Here is an 18,928-nt window from a genome sequence, read left to right on the forward strand (position 1 = left end):
TCGGTTTCTAGGATGAAACAAATGAGTGATTCATAGTACAGGAAGTAGTCAGATGATTGATAAAAGCGCCACCTCATTGACCGAGGTTCTGTCACATATCAAAGATGGTGCAACCATTATGATTGGTGGCTTTGGAACAGCAGGACAGCCCGCAGAGCTGATCGATGGGCTGATTGAACTTGGCGTTAAAGATCTGGTGATTGTCAATAACAATGCAGGCAATGGCGATTATGGTCTAGCTAAACTGCTTAAATCGGGTGCAGTCCGTAAAATCATTTGTTCTTTCCCACGTCAGTCTGACTCTTGGGTATTTGACGAACTCTATCATGCGGGCAAGATCGAACTTGAACTGGTTCCACAAGGTAATCTTGCGTGTCGTATTCAAGCTGCTGGAATGGGTTTAGGTGCAGTATTTACCCCAACAGGCTTTGGTACATTATTGGCAGACGGTAAAGAAACTCGTCATATCGATGGCAAAGACTACGTGCTTGAATATCCGATTAAAGCAGACTTTGCACTGATTAAAGCACATCAAGGCGACCGTTGGGGCAACTTGGTTTATAACAAATCAGCACGTAACTTTGGTCCAATCATGGCGATGGCTGCAGATGTCACCATTGCACAGGTTTCGGAGATTGTCGAATTAGGTCAACTTGATCCTGAGCATATTATTACCCCAGGAATTTTTGTTCAGCATGTGGTTGCAGTTAATGCAGCCAATGGTAATGGAGAATAACAATGAGCTACCAAAAACTAAGCCGTGATCAAATTGCTGAACGTGTTGCCCAAGATATTCCTGATGGTGCTTATGTCAATTTAGGCATTGGTTTACCGACCAAGATTTCAAAATATCTACCAACAGACAAAGATGTATTTTTGCATTCTGAAAATGGTTTATTGGCTTTTGGTCCTCCACCCGCCAAAGGTGAAGAAGATCCTGAGCTGATTAATGCAGGCAAAGAATATGTCACCATGCTAACGGGTGGCTCGTTTTTCCATCATGGTGATTCTTTTGCCATGATGCGTGGCGGACATCTGGATATTGCTGTATTGGGTGCATTCCAAGTGGCAGCCAATGGTGATCTTGCCAATTGGCATACCGGTGCGCCAGATGCGATTCCTGCGGTGGGTGGTGCAATGGATTTGGCTGTAGGGGCCAAGAAAGTCTTTATCACCACAGATCATGTGACCAAGCAAGGTGAACCTAAGATTGTTGAAGAACTGAGCTATCCAGTGACAGGTAAACATTGTGTTGATCGTATTTATACCGACTTATGCGTGATTGATGTGACCACAGATGGCTTAAAAGTACTTGAAAAAGTTGCAGGTCTGAGCTTTGAAGAGTTACAGGCTTTGACGGGTGCTCAGTTAATTGATGCGACACAGGGATAATAAATCTCCCCTAACCCCTCTTTAAAAAAGAGGGGAACTCCTCCCTTTAATAAAGGGAGGCTGGGAGGGATTTTAGATAAAGGAAAGACACATGAAAAACGCTTACATCATAGATGCCATCCGTACCCCATTTGGTCGTTATGCCGGTGGTCTTGCGCCAGTCCGTGCAGATGACCTCGGTGCTATTCCAATTCAAGCATTGATACAACGTAATCCAACGGTAGATTGGCAGCAAGTTGATGATGTGATTTATGGTTGTGCCAATCAGGCCGGTGAAGACAATCGTAATGTCGGGCGTATGTCAGCATTATTGGCGGGTGTGCCCTATCAAGTGCCAGCAACCACTGTCAATCGTTTATGTGGTTCATCACTGGATGCGATTGCCATGGCAGCTCGTGCCATTAAAGCCAATGAAGCAGATTTAATTATTGCGGGTGGTGTAGAAAGCATGAGCCGTGCGCCCTATGTGATGGGTAAGTCGGACAGTGCTTTTGGACGCAGTCAAAAGATTGAAGACACCACCATGGGTTGGCGCTTTATCAATCCAAAACTCAAAGAATTGTATGGTGTGGACAGCATGCCACAAACCGCTGAAAACGTGGCAGAGCAATTTAATATTAACCGTGAGGATCAAGATCAGTTTGCGCTAAACAGCCAACAACGTACTGCGGCAGCACAAGCTCAAGGCTTTTTCCAAAATGAGATTGTGCCTGTCTCTATTCCACAGCGTAAAGGTGATGCTGTGCTTGTGGATACCGATGAACATCCACGTGCATCAACCACTTTAGTTGCACTGACAAAACTTAAAGGTGTGGTCAAAGCTGATGGTACGGTCACGGCGGGTAATGCGTCTGGGATTAATGATGGTGCAGCGGCATTATTGATTGCCTCAGACGAAGCTGTAGAAAAATACCAATTAAAACCACGTGGCAAAATTATTGCAGCAACCACGGTGGGTGTTGAACCACGAATTATGGGCTTTGCACCTGCGCCTGCAATTAAGAAACTGCTTAAACAAGCTGATCTTAGTTTAGCGCAAATGGATGTGATTGAGCTGAATGAAGCTTTTGCCGCCCAAGCTTTGGCGGTAACCCGTGATTTAGGTTTGGCAGATGATGATGCACGTGTCAATCCTAATGGTGGGGCGATTGCTTTAGGTCATCCTTTGGGCGCATCAGGTGCCAGACTGGTGACGACTGCCTTAAATCAACTTGAACAGATCAAAGGTGAATATGCCTTATGTTCAATGTGTATTGGGGTGGGTCAAGGTATTGCATTAATTATTCAACGTGTTGAGTGAGGTATCTGATGAGCCAGTTATACGCCAGCTTATTTTATCAGCCTGATGTCACAGCAATCTTTAGCGATCATGCCTTATTGGCTTATATGATCCAAGCCGAAGTAGCTTTGGCAAAAGCACAGGCGCAAGTGGGTGTGATTCCACCATCCGCAGCCAGCATCATTGAACAAGTTGGACAACAGGCCCTAGCAAAAATTGATTTTGAAGCATTGGCAACCGCGACGGCTCTTGCGGGAAATATTGCGATTCCTTTGGTTAAACAATTTACTGCGATAGTAAAACAACAAGATGAAGACGCAGCGCGTTATGTACATTGGGGCGCAACCAGCCAAGACATTATTGATACAGCCACAATTCTGCAATGCCGTGATGCTTTGGGGCTGATCGAAAAACAAGTACAACAGGCTTATCAAGTTTCATTAGACCAAGCACAACAGTATCGTGCCCAAGTCATGATTGGTCGCACTTGGCTGCAACAAGCCTTACCAATTACTTTAGGGCATAAGTTTGCACGTTGGGCTGCGGCATTTAAACGTGATCTTGATCGTCTAAGCGAGATGAAAAGTCGCGTGCTTACTGCTCAACTCGGTGGGGCCGTGGGTTCATTGGCATCATTACAAGACCAAGGTTCCGCGGTGGTTAAAGCCTATGCTGCGGCATTGAATTTAACCTCTCCTGAGTGTACATGGCACGGTGAGCGTGACCGTATCGTTGAAATTGCCAGTGTACTTGCCTTGATCGTCGGTAATGTTGGCAAAATGGCAAAAGACTGGTCTTTGCTGATGCAAACTGAAATTGCTGAAGTTTTTGAACCCACTGCAAAAGGCCGTGGTGGCTCATCCACCATGCCACACAAACGTAATCCAGTTGCAGCCGCTTGCGTACTTGCAGCAGCCAACCGTGTTCCAGCATTAATGGCAAGTGTCTACCAAAACATGTTGCAAGAACATGAACGTGCTTTAGGTACTTGGCATGCAGAATGGTTGGTGATTCCTGAAATTTTCCAGTTATGCGCAGGTGCTTTAGAACGCACGACAGATGTACTTGAACATATGCAAGTCGATGCAGAAGCGATGCAGCGCAACCTTGAGTGTACTCAGGGCTTGGTCATGGCAGAAGCTGCAATGATGGCATTGGCAGCTAAAATTGGACGCTTAAATGCGCATCATTTGGTTGAGCAAGCTTGTCAGCAGGCTATTGCGCAACAGCAGCATTTAAAAACAGTGTTGTCAGCAATGGCTGAGGTGAATGTTCATCTAAGTGCACAGGAATTAGCAGAGATTTTTAAACCAGCCGCTTACTTGGGCAATATTCAGGCACAAATTGATGCCGTACTACAAGCAGCACAAGGAGTGTCTAAATCATGAAAGTCAGTATGAAAATTAAAAATCGTCAAGGACAGCAACTTGCCGTTCAAATCCAAGGCGTAAAAGATGCACCCGTGATTATATTTTCTAACTCACTCGGAACGGATCATGGGATGTGGCAAGCACAAGTAGATGCTTTGGCACAACACTATCAGATCATTACTTATGATACTCGTGGGCATGGTGCAAGTGATGTGATTGCCAACAGTACGCTGCAAAACTTTGCCGACGATGTGATTGATATCTTAGATACATGGCATATTGAAAAAGCACATTTTTGTGGAATTTCAATGGGTGGCATCACTGCACTCACACTGGCTATTCAATACCCTGAACGCTTTTATAGCATCACTGTGGCAAACTCAGCCGCCAAAATTGGTACAGCTGAAGCATGGAATAGTCGTGCTGATAGCGTAGAGCAAGATGGGCTGGCTGAAATTGTTAAAACCACACATACCCGTTGGTTTAGTGGGCATTTTGATTATGCACATGATGTGCTTGCTCAAAAAACCATACAAAGTTTAGCGGTGACACCTGCACAAGGCTATGCCAATGCCTGTCGAGCTTTGGCAGATGCTGATGTTCGAGATCAGCTCAATCAAATTCAAATCCCAACTTTAATTATCGCAGGTCAATATGATCCTGTAACGACGGTTCAAGATGCAGAGTTTATGCATCAATCCATTCCAACCAGTCAACTTGAAATTTTGGCAGCGTCTCATTTGTCCAATATTGAACAACCACAAGTGTTTAGTCAGGCATTGTCTAAGTTTATTCAGAACATATAACCGTCTAGGGTTAGAAAGGAATTCGCCTACAAGGAGGCAACTATGGCACAGGAATTTGCTGCCCCAAAAAACAGTATGGATGCTCAGGCACTCATTAATGATGCACCGATCAGCAAGTATCAATGGATGATTGCAATCATTTGTTTTCTGATTGTATTTGTTGATGGAATCGATACGGCTGCAATGGGCTTTATTGCACCAGCTCTGGCACAGGATTGGGGGATTGATCGCTCTCAACTTGGGCCTGTGATGAGTGCAGCACTGGGTGGAATGATCATTGGTGCATTGGTTTCAGGACCTACTGCGGATCGTTTTGGACGCAAGATTGTATTAACTATTTCAATGTTGATCTTTGGTGGCTTTACCTTGGCATCAGCTTATGCGCCAAACTTAGACAGTTTGGTTGTACTGCGCTTTTTAACTGGTATTGGCCTAGGCGCAGCAATGCCAAATGCCACCACATTGTTTTCAGAATACTGCCCGAATCGTGTTCGTTCACTGCTCGTGACCTGTATGTTTTGTGGCTATAACTTGGGTATGGCAACGGGTGGTTTTGTCAGTAGTTGGCTGATTCCTACCTTTGGATGGCACAGCTTATTTTTGCTCGGCGGTATTTCACCGTTGATCCTGATGCTATTGGTGATTGTACTGTTACCTGAGTCATATCGCTTCTTGATTGTTAAAGGTCGAGATGCTGCAAAAGTTCGCAAAATTCTAAGCCATATTGCACCTGAAAAAGTACAGCTTGCTGACAGCTTTTATATCCCAGAAGAACAGTCTGCTGTGGCACAAAAGAAAAATGTATTTGGCATGTTGTTTTCGCAAAAATTTGCCAAAGGCACTGTGTTGTTATGGTCAACCTACTTTATGGGTTTGGTGGTGATTTATCTACTGACCAGCTGGTTACCAACCTTGATGCGTGAAACTGGCGCAACCATGGAACGCGCAGCATTTATTGGCGGTCTATTCCAGTTTGGTGGTGTGTTGAGTGCGTTATTTATTGGTTGGGCAATGGATCGTTTTAACCCGAACCGCATTATCTCAGCATTCTATTTTATCGCAGGCTTATTTGCTGTTGCCGTAGGTCAAAGCCTCAGCAACCCAACATTATTGGCCATTTTAGTGTTATGTGCAGGGGTTGCAATCAACGGTGCGCAATCTGCAATGCCAGCATTAAGTGCCCGTTTTTACCCAACTCAATGTCGTGCAACTGGTGTGGCATGGATGACAGGGATCGGTCGTTTTGGCGCAGTGTTTGGGGCTTGGATTGGTGCTGTTTTACTCGGCAATGATTGGTCTTTTACCGCAATTTTAAGCTTATTGATGATTCCTGCAACCGCTGCGGCTGTGGCAATTTTTGTTAAATCCTTAGTGGCGCATACCGATGCAAGCTAACTTTCTCAAGATCAGAAATAAGATCATAAAGAGGGACAATTTCCATGAATGATGAACAACGTTACCAACAAGGACTACAGGTCCGCACCGAAGTATTGGGTGAAAAACATGTCGGTCGTTCTTTAGAAAATTTGAATGACTTTAACCAAGATTTTCAAAATTTTATAAGCCGCTTTGCTTGGGGTGAGGTGTGGTCACGTGAAGGTTTACCACGGCATACCCGCAGTTTAGTCACCATTGCTATTTTGTTGGCATTGGGACGAGAAGATGAACTCAGAATGCATCTACGTGCTTGCTTTAACAATGGTGTTACCAAGGACGAACTCAAAGAACTGATTTTACACAGCTCACTGTATGCAGGACTACCAGCCGCAAATGCTGCAATGCACATGGCTGAAGATGTTTTTAAAGAACTCGGAATAGAAGTGCAACCTGTCGCTGCACAACAACAGGATTAAGGAGATAGGCATGTTAAGTCATACATTGGGTGCATATCCGCAACGGAATACAGAAGATCACCCGCCAGCATATACACCAGGCTATAAAACCAGTGTATTACGCTCGCCCAAAAATGCATTGATCTCGATTAATGAAACATTAACTGAAGTCACTTCACCGCATTTTTCACCTGAAATTTTTGGTGCAAAAGACAATGATTTGATTTTGAACTATGCCAAAGAAGGACTCCCAGTCGGTGAGCGAATTATTGTGCATGGTTATGTGCGTGACCAGTTTGGTCGCCCTGTAAAAAACGCCTTATTGGAAGTTTGGCAAGCCAACGCATCAGGTCGTTATCGCCATCCAAATGATAAATTTATTGGCGCAATGGATCCTAACTTTGGTGGTTGTGGTCGTACCTTAACCGATGAAAATGGTTTTTATATTTTCCGTACCATTAAACCGGGGCCATATCCTTGGCGTAACCGAATCAATGAATGGCGTCCAGCGCATATCCATTTTTCATTGATTGCCGATGGTTGGGCACAACGGTTGATTTCGCAATTCTATTTTGAGGGCGATACCCTAATAGATACTTGCCCGATTTTAAAAACCATTCCATCTGAAGATCAGCGTCGTGCCTTGATCGCATTAGAAGATAAAAACAATTTCATTGAATCAGATAGTCGTTGTTACCGCTTTGATATTCATCTGCGTGGTCGTCGTGCGACTTATTTTGAAAATGATTTGACTTAAGGAACTCAGACAATGAATGCATGGAATTTTCAGGAAATTAAGGAAACCCCATCACAAACAGGTGGTCCTTATGTACATATCGGTTTATTGCCACAACAAGCCAATATTGAAGTATTTGAACATAGCTTCGATAACCAGTTGGTGAAACAACACACTCAAGGTCAACGCATCCGTATTGAAGGTCAAGTGTTTGATGGACTGGGTTTACCATTAAGAGATGTATTGCTGGAAATCTGGCAAGCCGATGCCAATGGGGTTTATCCAAGTCAGGCCGATACCCAAGGCAAAACAGCCGATGCTCATTTTCAGGGCTGGGGGCGTACAGGCGCAAATTTTGAAACAGGTTTTTGGAGTTTTGACACCATTAAACCGGGGGCTGTAGCAGGGCGTAAAGGTTCAACTCAAGCACCACATATTGCAGTCGCACTCTTTGCTCGTGGAATTAACATTGGTTTGCATACCCGTATTTATTTTGACGATGAAGTTGAAGCAAATGCCAATGACCCTGTACTCAATAGTATTGAGTGGGCAGTCCGCCGCCAAACCCTGATTGCTAAACGCAGTGAAGTCGACGGTGAAATCGTGTATCGCTTTGATATTCGCATTCAAGGTGAAGACGAAACCGTGTTTTTTGATATTTAACAATCCTTAAGATCTCTCTTTTTGAAAGAGAGGTCTTGCTTTGGAATCATCTCAGTCTTGAGATTCGCGATACTCCTCTTTTTTTAAAAGCTAAGGAACGATTGAGGTTCCGCAAGGGAGGGATGAGGAGGGATTAAGATCGACGAAAAGCATTTAAATGAAATCGCAATATACAAACGGATAATTTATTCAGGAAGATGAAAAATGAAACTACAAAAACTTGCAGCATTGACGCTTGCACTTAGCTCCATATTTACCTTTCAAATGACACAGGCAGAATCTGTTTCACAAAGCCCAGCTGAACTTGCAGAACTGGCAAAACTCCCCGTAAAAACCATCGTCCCAATTACAGCAAAAACCAAAGAACAAGCCTTAGCACAGGCAAAAATCATTGCCAATAATCCAGATGCGGATTTGGCTGAGTTCCGCATAGATCTGCTCAACTTTGCCAGTGACACTAAGCAAGTGATTGCTTTAGGACATGAGCTTAAACAGATTTTAGGGGTTAAACCCATGATCGCGACCATTCGTACGCATAACGAAGGCGGGCAACTGACCATCAGCGATGCGGATTATGGCAAAACTTATCAGGCCTATTTACGCAAACCCTTTATGGACATGCTGGATGTAGAAATGTTCCGAGATCCGCAAGTGGTGAAAAACATCGTTAAATTGGCACATGAACAAAAAGTATTGATTGTGATGTCCAATCACGATTTTAAAAAGACCCCTGATGAAGCAGAAATCGTTCAACGCTTGCTTAAACAAGATCAGCTTGGTGCAGATATTCTTAAAATCGCAGTGATGCCACAAAGCAAACAAGATGTATTTACTTTGATGAATGCGACCTTAAAAGTCAGTCAGCAATCTAAAAAACCATTGCTCACCATGTCGATGGGCAAACTCGGGACGATTTCTCGAATTGCCACAGCCAATATGGGCGGCAGCTTTAGTTTTGGCATGATCGGTGAGGCTTCTGCGCCCGGTCAAATTGATGTGACCCAACTCAAACAGTTATTAAAAACCGTTCAACCTACACCATAATTTAAAAGGATTTTTTAGACATGAAAATGATTTCATTACGTTTAACGACGTTGGCACTTGGCTTAGCGGTTTCTGGTTTGGCAATGGCGGAAAGCTATGTGGTGGATCGCTATCAGGATGATCATGAAAAAGGTTCATTACGTTGGGCGATTGAGCAAGCCAACAGTAAGCCAAGTGAAGCCAGTGAGATTTTGATTCAAGCGGTTGGGCAAGCGCCTTATGCCATTAAGGTCAACAGCCCACTGCCAGAAATTAAAGCACCAGTAAAAATCATTGGTACACAGTGGGCAAAAACAGGTGAGTTTATCGCAATTGATGGCTCAAATTATATTAAAGGTACAGGGGTTGAAGCTTGTCCGGGGGCTGTTGAAGGGCAGTTCGGAACCAATGTTCGTACTACAACTTTACCGGGGATTGTGTTACGTGACATCAACGGCGTCAGCATTCAAGGGCTAGAGATTCGTCGTTTTTGTATTGGGATCTTGATGAACCGCGCCAGCAATAACCTAATCCAAAATAACCGTATTATGCATAACTATGGTGGTGCAGGGGTGATGTTGACAGGGGATGATGGTAAAGGTAATCCAACTGCAACAACGACCAATAACAACAAAGTGCTGAATAACTATTTCCAAGACAATGGTGATGGACTTGAGTTAACTCGTGGTGCTGCATTTAACTTGGTTGCCAATAATCACTTTATTTCAACTGCTGCAAACCCAGAGCCATCACAAGGCATTGAAATTTTATGGGGCAATGACAATGCGGTGATTGGCAACAAGTTTGAAAACTATTCAGATGGCTTACAGATCAACTGGGGCAAACGCAATTATATTGCCTATAACGAACTCACCAATAACTCCAACGGCTTTAACCTCACCGGTGATGGCAATATTTTTGACAGCAATAAAGTCCATGGTAATCGAGTCGGTGTTGCGATTCGTTCAGAAAAAGATGCTAATGCGCGTATCACATTAACCAAAAATCAAATTTGGAATAATGGCAAAGACATCAAACGCTGTGAAGCGGGTGGAAGCTGTGTGCCCAATCAACGTTTAGGTGCAATCATTTTTGATATTCCGGGATTAGAACATGCGCACTTTGTCGGTTCACGTGGTCATGGTGTAAAAATTGATCCAGCAAATTTACAAAAGACCTGCCAGCAACCCAATGAACAAGGCTGTAATCCACAACCAAATCAAAATATTCAAGCACCTAAATTGACCTTAGCAAAAGGTCAAATTACGGTAGAAGCAAAAGGACAACCAAATCAACGTTATCAAGTTGAATTTTTTGGCAACTCACAAGCAAGCTCAAATGAAGCCGAGTTTTATTTAGGTTCAAGCACTGTTGCAACCAATGCCCAAGGCACAGCAAGTGTGACTTGGAAACCGACAATGAAAGTTGCATCGATCACAGCCAATATCACAGATCGTCTAGGTGCAACATCTGAACTTAGCTCAGCGGTAAAACTGAAATAACAAATAATAAGGAAGTAATATGAGTTTAAATGGATTATCGATCAAACTGAGCTGTTTAGCCGTTGCGCTGTGTATGGCTCAGAGTAGTTTTGCTGAGCAAGCTTGGTCACAAGATCGTCAATGGTTATTGGGCGATTGGAATGGGCAACGCCAACAACTGGAAAAAGACGGCTATAAATTTACGGCCTCTATTATGAGCCAAGCTGCAACCAATTTAGACGGTGGCTATCACGACAACAACAGCTTTGAAAATGCAGCGCAATTGGCGTTGGGTGCAAACTTTGATTTAAATAAAATCGCGGGCTGGAAAGACACCACAGCCAATATCTTAATCACCAAACGTGATGGTAATGCTTTAACTTTAGAAAGCATTAAAGATCCACGTTCCGGTGCTTTAGGCAATTCACAAGAAATTTATGGACGAGGCAAAATCTGGCGCCTGACCCAAGCATGGGTCAAAAAGGGCTTTGCTGACAATACGGTTCAATTCAAGATTGGCCGTATGGGCATGTCGGATGACTTTAATGGTTCACAATGTGAGTTCCAAAACCTATTACTTTGTGGTGGACAACTGGGCAAATCCATTGGTTCGATTTGGTACAACTTACCCGTAGGTTTATGGGGAACCAATGTGAAGTACCAATTTGCACCTGAGTGGACACTCGGTGTCGGTGTTTATGAAGTCAATCCTGACAACATTAAAACTGGCAAAAACGATGGTTTTAACTTGGATATGCGCAATGTCAAAGGTGCCACCATTCCAGTAGAACTGGCGTGGCGTCCAAAACTAGCAGCATTTGATGGTTTAGCAGGCGAGTATAAAGTCGGTGCGCTGTACTCGACCGCTGAAGCCAATGATATTGCGATCGCAGGCAAGGTGCATGATAGCAAACATAGTTTTTGGCTTAATGCACAACAACAACTGAGCCAAAAAGGGCAGGACCCTAAACGTGGTTTGTTCGTGAGCTTTAATGCAGTTGTCAATGATAAAGCCACCACGGCAGTACAAAGTACCCAACAACTTGCACTCTGGTACAAAGGGCCTTTTGACAGTCGCCCTAATGATTCAATCGGATTTGGGCTTGCAAATTATATGGTCAATGATCGTTATAAAGATCGTCAGATTGCCACCAATAACAGCCGTGGTTATGACCAATACGATAGGTTTGCAACAGATTATGTGCCTGTGCAACGTGATGAGCTCAATGTTGAATTAAACTATACCTATCAATGGTCACCTGCAATCATGCTACGACCAAACCTACAATATATCCATCAGCCTGCGGGTGTAAAAGAAGTGGATGATGCATGGGTTGCTGGTTTAAGCATGCGTGTGAATTTCTAATTTAGGAGTATGACGTATGACTGAATCTACAAGGACACATACCGTATTAAAAATATGGTGTTTTATCTTAGGTTTGGCTTTGCTTGTAACAGGAGCATTCTTTACTGTAGGCGGAGTTAAGTTAGCGACACTGGGAGGATCATGGTATTTCGTGATTTCTGGTGTAATCACACTGGTATCAGCAATTTTTATCTTTAAGAAAAAAGCACTCGGTGTCTGGCTGTTTAGTTTGGTGTTTGTGGGTACCATCATCTGGTCATTGCTGGATGCAGGTTGGGAGTTTTGGCCTTTATTTTCAAGACTGATGTTTCCAGCAGGTTTATTCGCTGCATTGATGTTTACTTTGCCCGCGATTCGCCGTTACCAGTTTCAACCGAGTGCAAGCTTGCCAGCTTATGGCTTGGGTGCACTCACGGTTTTAGGTATGTTGATTGGGCTTTATCAAATGTTCCAACCGCATCCAACGGTTGCAGCTTCAGGTCAGGCATTGCCATTGGTTCCTGTTCAAGCAGACCAGCAACAAAGCAATTGGCAACATTATGGTCAGGATTCTGGCGGCAGTCGCTTTGCTGCACTTGATCAAATCACCCGTGAGAATGTCCATCAACTCAAAGAAGCATGGCGTTTTCGTACAGGTGATTTCACTACAGGTTCAGGCAACGGTGCAGAAGATCAAATGACCCCTTTACAGGTGGGCAACAAGATTTACTTATGTACGCCACATAACAATATTTTTGCTTTAGAGGCTGACTCAGGTAAACAGCTTTGGAAAGCCGAAGTAAATTCTAAATCGGATGCATGGGAACGTTGTCGTGGTGTGGCTTACTTCGATTCAACTGAACCTTTAACCCAACCGACGTTGGTAGGTGCAACACCTGTTCAAGCTGTTGCTAATAATACCGCTTGTTTACGCCGTGTGTATACCAACACACCAGATGGCCGTTTAATTGCGGTCAATGCTGACACCGGTGAGCGTTGTAAAGATTTTGGTGTTGATGGAACGGTTGACTTACTTAAAGGCTTGGGTGAAGGTACTACCGCACCACGTTTTGAAGTGACCTCTGCACCGACCATTGCAGGTACAGGGATTGTGGTGGGTAGCCGTATTGCCGATAACCTTGCCGCAGATATGCCGGGTGGGGTGATTCGTGCTTATGATGTGATCACAGGTCAATTACGCTGGGCATTTGATCCACGTAATCCTGATCCAAACCATGTGTTAAAAGAAGGCGAAACCTATAAACGCAGTTCAGCAAACTCTTGGGCGGCAATGTCGTATGACCCAAAAATGAACACGGTATTTATGCCGATGGGGAGCTCATCTGTAGATGTGTGGGGAGGCAACCGCCAACCTTTGGATCATAAATATAATTCATCTGTCTTGGCATTAGATGCAAGCACAGGTAAAGAAAAATGGGTCTATCAAACTGTTCATAATGACCTATGGGATTTTGATTTACCGATGCAACCAAGCTTGGTTGATTTCCCAATGAAAGATGGTAAGAATCAACCTGCTGTGGTGATTGGAACCAAATCTGGACAATTCTTTGTATTGGATCGCTTAACAGGTAAACCATTAACCCAAGTGATTGAACAGCCTGTTAAACCTGCCGATATTCCGGGTGAACAATATAGTTTAACCCAACCACGTTCAGTTGAAATGCCACAAATTGGTAATCAAACTTTGACTGAGTCGGATATGTGGGGTGCAACACCGTTTGACCAGCTGATGTGTCGTATCGGCTTTAAATCTATGCGTTATGAAGGCTTATATACTGCACCGGGTAAAGATAAATCGTTAAGCTTTCCTGGCTCTTTGGGTGGTATGAACTGGGGTAGTATTGCTTTTGATCCTAGCCATCAATATATGTTTGTCAACGACATGCGTTTAGGTTTATGGATTCAGCTGATCGAACAAACACCAGAAGATTTGGCAATTCAGGCAAATGGTGGTGAAAAGGTCAATACAGGTATGGGTGCTGTACCGATGAAAGGTACACCATATAAAGTCAATAAAGATCGCTTCTGGTCGAAGTTGAATATCCCATGTCAAAAACCGCCTTATGGCACCATGACTGCCATTGATATGAAAACTCGCCAGATCGCTTGGCAAGTACCAATGGGAACAGTCGAAGACACTGGACCTATGGGCATAAAAATGGGATTAAAAGCACCGATTGGTATGCCAACCATTGGTGGTCCAATGGCAACACAAGGGGGCTTAGTGTTCTTTGCTGCAACGCAAGATTACTACTTACGTGCTTTAGATTCATCTTCAGGTAAAGAGTTGTGGAAATCACGCTTACCTGTCGGTAGCCAAGGAACACCAATTAGCTATGTTTCACCTAAAACAGGTAAGCAATATGTGATGGTGACTGCGGGCGGTGCTCGACAATCTCCAGATCATGGTGACTATGTGATTGCCTATAGTCTGAAGTAAGCTAAAACTGTTTAAAAAATGGAACTGCAATCGTAAAGCGATTGCAGTTTTTTTTATGGGTTTAAAATTGAATTGGCTGGGTGTAAGTTAAATTTTTTCTGATAACACATGCTGCTGATCTACTTTTTGGTATGTTGTAAAAAATGACAAGATAATCTGATTTAATTGGATGATGTATGCATTTTATGCAAGATCTTAAATTAAGAGCGGTCAAAGAAATTCCAATTAATTACAGTACTCAACTATTTGAGTAATGGAGATCTCCCTCCTTTGAAAAGGTGAGAAGTATTAACTTCGCAAGGGGGAGGATTAGCTTCGCAAGGAGAAGGGTTTTTATCTAAGGCATTGCCTACGCAAATTAAATTAAAACTTCTCACCATAAGATGGGGCAGTGCTAACCCAAAATTCAATATAAAAGCCCCTCATCCTAGCCTTCTCCCAGCGGGAGAAGGGACTTCCAATATCAATATAATTTACGCTTTAAGATCATTTTTTGATTTATGTAAGATCTAGAACTTACATAAAATAATTAAAACTTCTCAATTTAAGTTAAAGCTGTGCAAGTACCTTTTCATCATTGAATCCTACACGGTGTTTCTACCGCATGGCGACAAGGATGCTGACGTTGGGGCGATGGAATTAAGTGAAACACAATTAATTTGAGTAATGGAAAACTCCCTCCTTTGATAAAGGTGAGAAGTATTACTTCGCAAGGGGGAGGATTCGCTTCGCAAGGGGAAGGGTTTTTATCAAGGCATCGCCTACACAAATTAAATATATACTTTTCACCGTAAGATGGGGCAGTGCTAACCCAAAATTCAATATAAAAGCCCCTCATCCTAACCTTCTCCCAGCGGGAGAAGGAACTTCCAATATCAATATAATTTACGCTTTAAGATCATTTTTTGATTTATGTAAGATCTAGAACTTACATAAAATAATTAAAACTTCTCAATTTAAGTTAAAGCTGTGCAAGTACCTTTTCATCATTGAATCCTACACGGTGTTTCTACCGCATGGCGACAAGGATGTCGCCGTTTGGCGGGGGTATAAGGATGTACCCCTCGCCAGACGAAAGATTTTTGTTACTTTTGATCTTTCAAAAGTAAGGTATCGCCTACGCAACTTAAATTAAACCTTTCACTGTAATATGAGGCAGTGCAAGTCTCTTTTCATCTGAGCAAAACAAAGCATTGCTTTGTTTGTAGAACAAGAATGTGGTAGAGCAAGAGGTTTACATCGCCTACGCAAATGAATTAAAACTATTCACAATAAGATGAGGCAGTGCAAGCCCCGTTGCGCTGAAAAAGAAGTGAGTTGCATGAAACTTAATTTATTTTAGTAATGAAAAACCCCTCCTTTCTTAAAGGAGGGTGGGGGAGGATTAGCTTTGCAAAGGGGAGGATTTTTATCCTAAATAAATGAATTAAAACTATTCACAATAAGGTGTGTGGCATTGTAAGCCCCCTTTCTTTAAAAAAGGTGAGAAGTATTACTTCGCAAGGGGGAGGATTTAAATCTTATTTAGCTTTTTGCTGCGCAAGTGGAGAAACAGAGAGAGAATCATTTTGATGGTAGCTTTCTTGAAGTTCAATATCTTGCTTTTGCAATCCCTCAAGAATTGGACAATTCGGTCGATGATCACCCGCACAACAATTGATAAGGTTTTGCAAAGTATTGGTCATCTCCTGCAATTCAGTAATACGGATTTCCAATTTTTCGATATGCGAGAGTGCGAGTTGCTTTACATCTGCACTGTGTCGATTTTTATTGTTCCATAAATCCAGAAGATCTGCGATTTCTGCAACTGAAAATCCAAGTGATCTTGAGCTTCGAATAAACTTGAGCCGTTCAGCATCTTGATCGGAATAAGAACGATAGCCTGCATTACTTCGACCCACAGCTGGAATCAGACCAATTTGCTCATAATAACGAATCATTTTGGCAGATATTCCAACAGTTTGAGACAGTTTTCCAATATTCATGGTGATTCTCTCTACAAGCTTCTACTCGAAAGTAGAAGCGGGTTGAAAACGACGTAAACGTAAGGCATTGGCCAAGACGAATACACTGGATAAAGCCATTGCACCTGCTGCAAAGATTGGCGAAAGCAGGATGCCATAAGCAGGATAGAGTAGCCCAGCCGCAACTGGAATCAGCATGGTATTGTACGCAAATGCCCAGAACAAATTCTGATGAATATTGCCAATGGTGGCTTTTGATAATGCAATGGCATTGGCAACACCTTGCAAATTACCTGACATCAATACAACATCCGCAGACTCAATTGCAACATCCGTACCTGTACCAATGGCAAGACCGACATCGGCTTCAGCCAAAGCAGGTGCATCGTTGATCCCATCACCAACAAATGCAATATTGCCATATTTTGCTTTAAGACTTTGTACCGCTTTAACTTTTCCTTCAGGGAGAACTTCCGCAATCACTTCGTCAATACCGAGCTGGCGAGCAATCGCTTGTGCTGTACGGGCGTTGTCACCCGTCACCATCGCAACTTTAAGACCGAGTTGATGTAAGGCTTTAATGGCACTTGGCGTGGTTGATTTAATTGGATCTGCAACTGCGATTATCCCTGCCAACTTGCCCTGAATTGCCACATAAAGTGGTGATTTACCTTCATCACCTAAACGTTGTGCTGCGCTTGCAAAAGGTGAAATATCAATATTGAGTTGGAGCATATAGCGATCTGCTCCAATATGAATCTCTCCATTTTCATCGATATCTGCATAGACGCCCATACCTGTCACAGAATCAAATTGATTCACTTTGGGTAAGGTCAGGTTTTCTTTGATTGCTGCATCTACGATGGCTTTGGCAATCGGATGCTCAGAACGAGATTCAACGGCTGCCACCATACTTAAGACATGATCACGCTGAAAAAATTCAGTGACTTCCAAATCTGTCAGTACAGGATGACCTTCGGTTAATGTCCCTGTTTTATCTACAGCAACAACGTTGGCATCTTTCAGTAGTTGTAATGCTTCACCTTTACGGAATAATACCCCAAGTTCAGCACCACGTCCTGTGCCGACCATAATTGAGGTTGGTGTTGCTAAACCCATCGCACAAGGGCAAGCAATAATCAGCACAGCAACAGCATTGACCAAAGCGAAAGTTAAAGCAGGGGAAGGGCCGAAAATTAACCAAATCAAGAACGTCAGTACAGCAGCAGCCATGACAGCAGGTACAAACCATAAAGTGATTTTATCAACCACAGCTTGAATCGGCATTTTCGCGCCTTGTGCTTGTTCAACCAAACGAATGATTTGTGCAAGCATGGTTTCGCCACCTACAGCGACAGCTTTAAAGCTTAAGGTGCCATTTTGGTTGATGGTACCACCGACCACATCACTGTCTATTTTTTTCTCGACAGGGATTGGTTCACCAGTAATCATCGATTCATCAACAAAGCTTTTGCCTTCAATGACTTTTCCATCTACAGGAATCCGTTCACCGGGTTTGACAATGATAAAATCACCCACCACAACTTGGTCGATTGGAATATCGACGATTTGATTATCACGAGAAACATGGGCCACTTTGGCTTGCAGACTGACTAAACGCTGAATGGCTTCAGAAGTACGTCCCTTGGCTTTCGCTTCAAGAAAACGACCGAGTAAAATTAAAGCGACAATAACAGCAGCGGCTTCATAGTAAACATTGACTGTTCCAGCCGGTAAGATGCTGGGCATAAATGTTGCGACGATGGAAAATAGATAAGCCGCCAAGGTACCTACAGCAACCAGCGAGTTCATATCTGGGGCTAAATGCAATAAAGCAGGTAAGCCGTGGATATAGAATCTTCGGCCCGGAATCACCAAAACCAGTGTGGTCAGAATAAACTGTAAATACCAGCTATTTTGTATCCCGATGGTCTGAGCGATCAGATGGTGCATGCCCGGAATTAGGTGCGAACCCATTTCTAATATAAAAACAGGCAGGGCAAAAATAGTGGCAAGTATAAGGTCTCGTTTTAGCTCAGCGCGTTCTTGATCTTTTTTTTCGAGGTGTTCTGCTTGATCTGGAATAGCGCTTTGAATTTGTTTGGCATCATAGCCCGCCTTGTCTATTGCTGCGATTAAAGCCGTGACATTGGCTGTACCTGTAATTGTTGCACGTTCAGTTGCAAGATTTACATTTGCCTCTTTAACACCGGGAACAGCTTTTAGTGCTTTTTCAACACGGCTGACACATGAGGCACAAGTCATTCCATCAATTGATAATTCTGTGGTTTCGTCAACGACATCATATCCAGCATGTTCAATCGCATTGATCAGTGCTTGGCGATCAATGCTGATATTCGATGTAATGTCAGCACGTTCAGTGGCTAAATTCACAGATGCTTGGGTGACACCATCGACTTTTTTAAGTGCTGTTTCTATTCGACTGACACAACTTGCACAACTCATACCCTTGATTTGTAAACTACTTTTCAAATCAGAAACACGATCATGTGATCTATTTTCCATAAGTCATACCTATAAGTCTTATTCCATGATCTAAATCCTAAACTTTGACA

15 protein-coding genes are annotated in these 18,928 nt (G+C 43.2%); 13 read left to right on the forward strand and 2 right to left on the reverse strand.

Annotated features, from left to right (window positions below):
• Positions 1-52: 52 nt before the first annotated feature.
• The 13 genes from MTO68_RS06460 to MTO68_RS06520 all read left to right on the forward strand — a co-directional run bounded on the left by MTO68_RS06460 (position 53) and on the right by MTO68_RS06520 (position 14,388).
• On the forward strand, positions 53-736 hold the full coding sequence (locus MTO68_RS06460; RefSeq protein WP_209826604.1) for a 3-oxoacid CoA-transferase subunit A: 684 nt from the start codon (positions 53-55) through the stop codon (positions 734-736).
• 2 nt (positions 737-738) lie between these two features.
• On the forward strand, positions 739-1,392 hold the full coding sequence (locus MTO68_RS06465) for a 3-oxoacid CoA-transferase subunit B (protein WP_004722148.1): 654 nt from the start codon (positions 739-741) through the stop codon (positions 1,390-1,392).
• 91 nt (positions 1,393-1,483) lie between these two features.
• Positions 1,484-2,692 (forward strand): 3-oxoadipyl-CoA thiolase, encoded by a 1,209-nt coding sequence (gene pcaF, locus MTO68_RS06470; RefSeq protein WP_244015403.1) that lies wholly within the window; start codon positions 1,484-1,486, stop codon positions 2,690-2,692.
• Between the two features lie 8 nt (positions 2,693-2,700).
• Positions 2,701-4,059, forward strand: a complete 1,359-nt coding sequence (pcaB, locus tag MTO68_RS06475; RefSeq protein ID WP_244015404.1) for a 3-carboxy-cis,cis-muconate cycloisomerase — start codon at positions 2,701-2,703, stop codon at positions 4,057-4,059.
• 8 nt (positions 4,060-4,067) lie between these two features.
• Complete coding sequence (pcaD, locus tag MTO68_RS06480) at positions 4,068-4,847, forward strand: 3-oxoadipate enol-lactonase (RefSeq protein WP_244015405.1); 780 nt, start codon at positions 4,068-4,070, stop codon at positions 4,845-4,847.
• 42 nt (positions 4,848-4,889) lie between these two features.
• The gene (locus MTO68_RS06485; protein WP_004819915.1) at positions 4,890-6,242 is read left to right on the forward strand and encodes an MFS transporter; all 1,353 of its coding nucleotides are present in this window, start codon (positions 4,890-4,892) and stop codon (positions 6,240-6,242) included.
• Between the two features lie 44 nt (positions 6,243-6,286).
• Positions 6,287-6,700 (forward strand): 4-carboxymuconolactone decarboxylase, encoded by a 414-nt coding sequence (gene pcaC / locus MTO68_RS06490; RefSeq protein ID WP_004722141.1) that lies wholly within the window; start codon positions 6,287-6,289, stop codon positions 6,698-6,700.
• 10 nt (positions 6,701-6,710) lie between these two features.
• On the forward strand, positions 6,711-7,436 hold the full coding sequence (pcaH, locus tag MTO68_RS06495; protein ID WP_004722139.1) for a protocatechuate 3,4-dioxygenase subunit beta: 726 nt from the start codon (positions 6,711-6,713) through the stop codon (positions 7,434-7,436).
• Positions 7,437-7,448: 12 nt separating this feature from the next.
• On the forward strand, positions 7,449-8,078 hold the full coding sequence (pcaG, locus tag MTO68_RS06500; RefSeq protein WP_034617756.1) for a protocatechuate 3,4-dioxygenase subunit alpha: 630 nt from the start codon (positions 7,449-7,451) through the stop codon (positions 8,076-8,078).
• A 204-nt stretch (positions 8,079-8,282) separates the two neighbouring features.
• A complete protein-coding gene (gene aroD / locus MTO68_RS06505) occupies positions 8,283-9,122 on the forward strand; it encodes a type I 3-dehydroquinate dehydratase (RefSeq protein WP_244015406.1) in 840 nt (279 codons plus the stop codon).
• 26 nt (positions 9,123-9,148) lie between these two features.
• Positions 9,149-10,603 carry a right-handed parallel beta-helix repeat-containing protein gene (locus MTO68_RS06510; protein ID WP_244015957.1) on the forward strand — a complete coding sequence of 485 codons (1,455 nt, stop codon included), beginning with the start codon at positions 9,149-9,151 and terminating at the stop codon, positions 10,601-10,603.
• A gap of 19 nt (positions 10,604-10,622) precedes the next feature.
• A complete protein-coding gene (locus MTO68_RS06515) occupies positions 10,623-11,948 on the forward strand; it encodes a carbohydrate porin (RefSeq protein WP_244015407.1) in 1,326 nt (441 codons plus the stop codon).
• A gap of 16 nt (positions 11,949-11,964) precedes the next feature.
• A complete protein-coding gene (locus tag MTO68_RS06520; RefSeq protein WP_244015408.1) occupies positions 11,965-14,388 on the forward strand; it encodes a glucose/quinate/shikimate family membrane-bound PQQ-dependent dehydrogenase in 2,424 nt (807 codons plus the stop codon).
• 1,520 nt (positions 14,389-15,908) lie between these two features.
• Here the strand turns inward: MTO68_RS06520 and cueR are convergent.
• Positions 15,909-16,373 (reverse strand): Cu(I)-responsive transcriptional regulator, encoded by a 465-nt coding sequence (cueR, locus tag MTO68_RS06525; protein ID WP_244015409.1) that lies wholly within the window; start codon positions 16,371-16,373, stop codon positions 15,909-15,911.
• 21 nt (positions 16,374-16,394) lie between these two features.
• Positions 16,395-18,878 (reverse strand): heavy metal translocating P-type ATPase, encoded by a 2,484-nt coding sequence (locus MTO68_RS06530; protein WP_244015410.1) that lies wholly within the window; start codon positions 18,876-18,878, stop codon positions 16,395-16,397.
• Positions 18,879-18,928: the final 50 nt, after the last annotated feature.

Source organism: Acinetobacter sp. NyZ410, assembly GCF_022828975.1.
GTDB lineage: Bacteria > Pseudomonadota > Gammaproteobacteria > Pseudomonadales > Moraxellaceae > Acinetobacter > Acinetobacter guillouiae.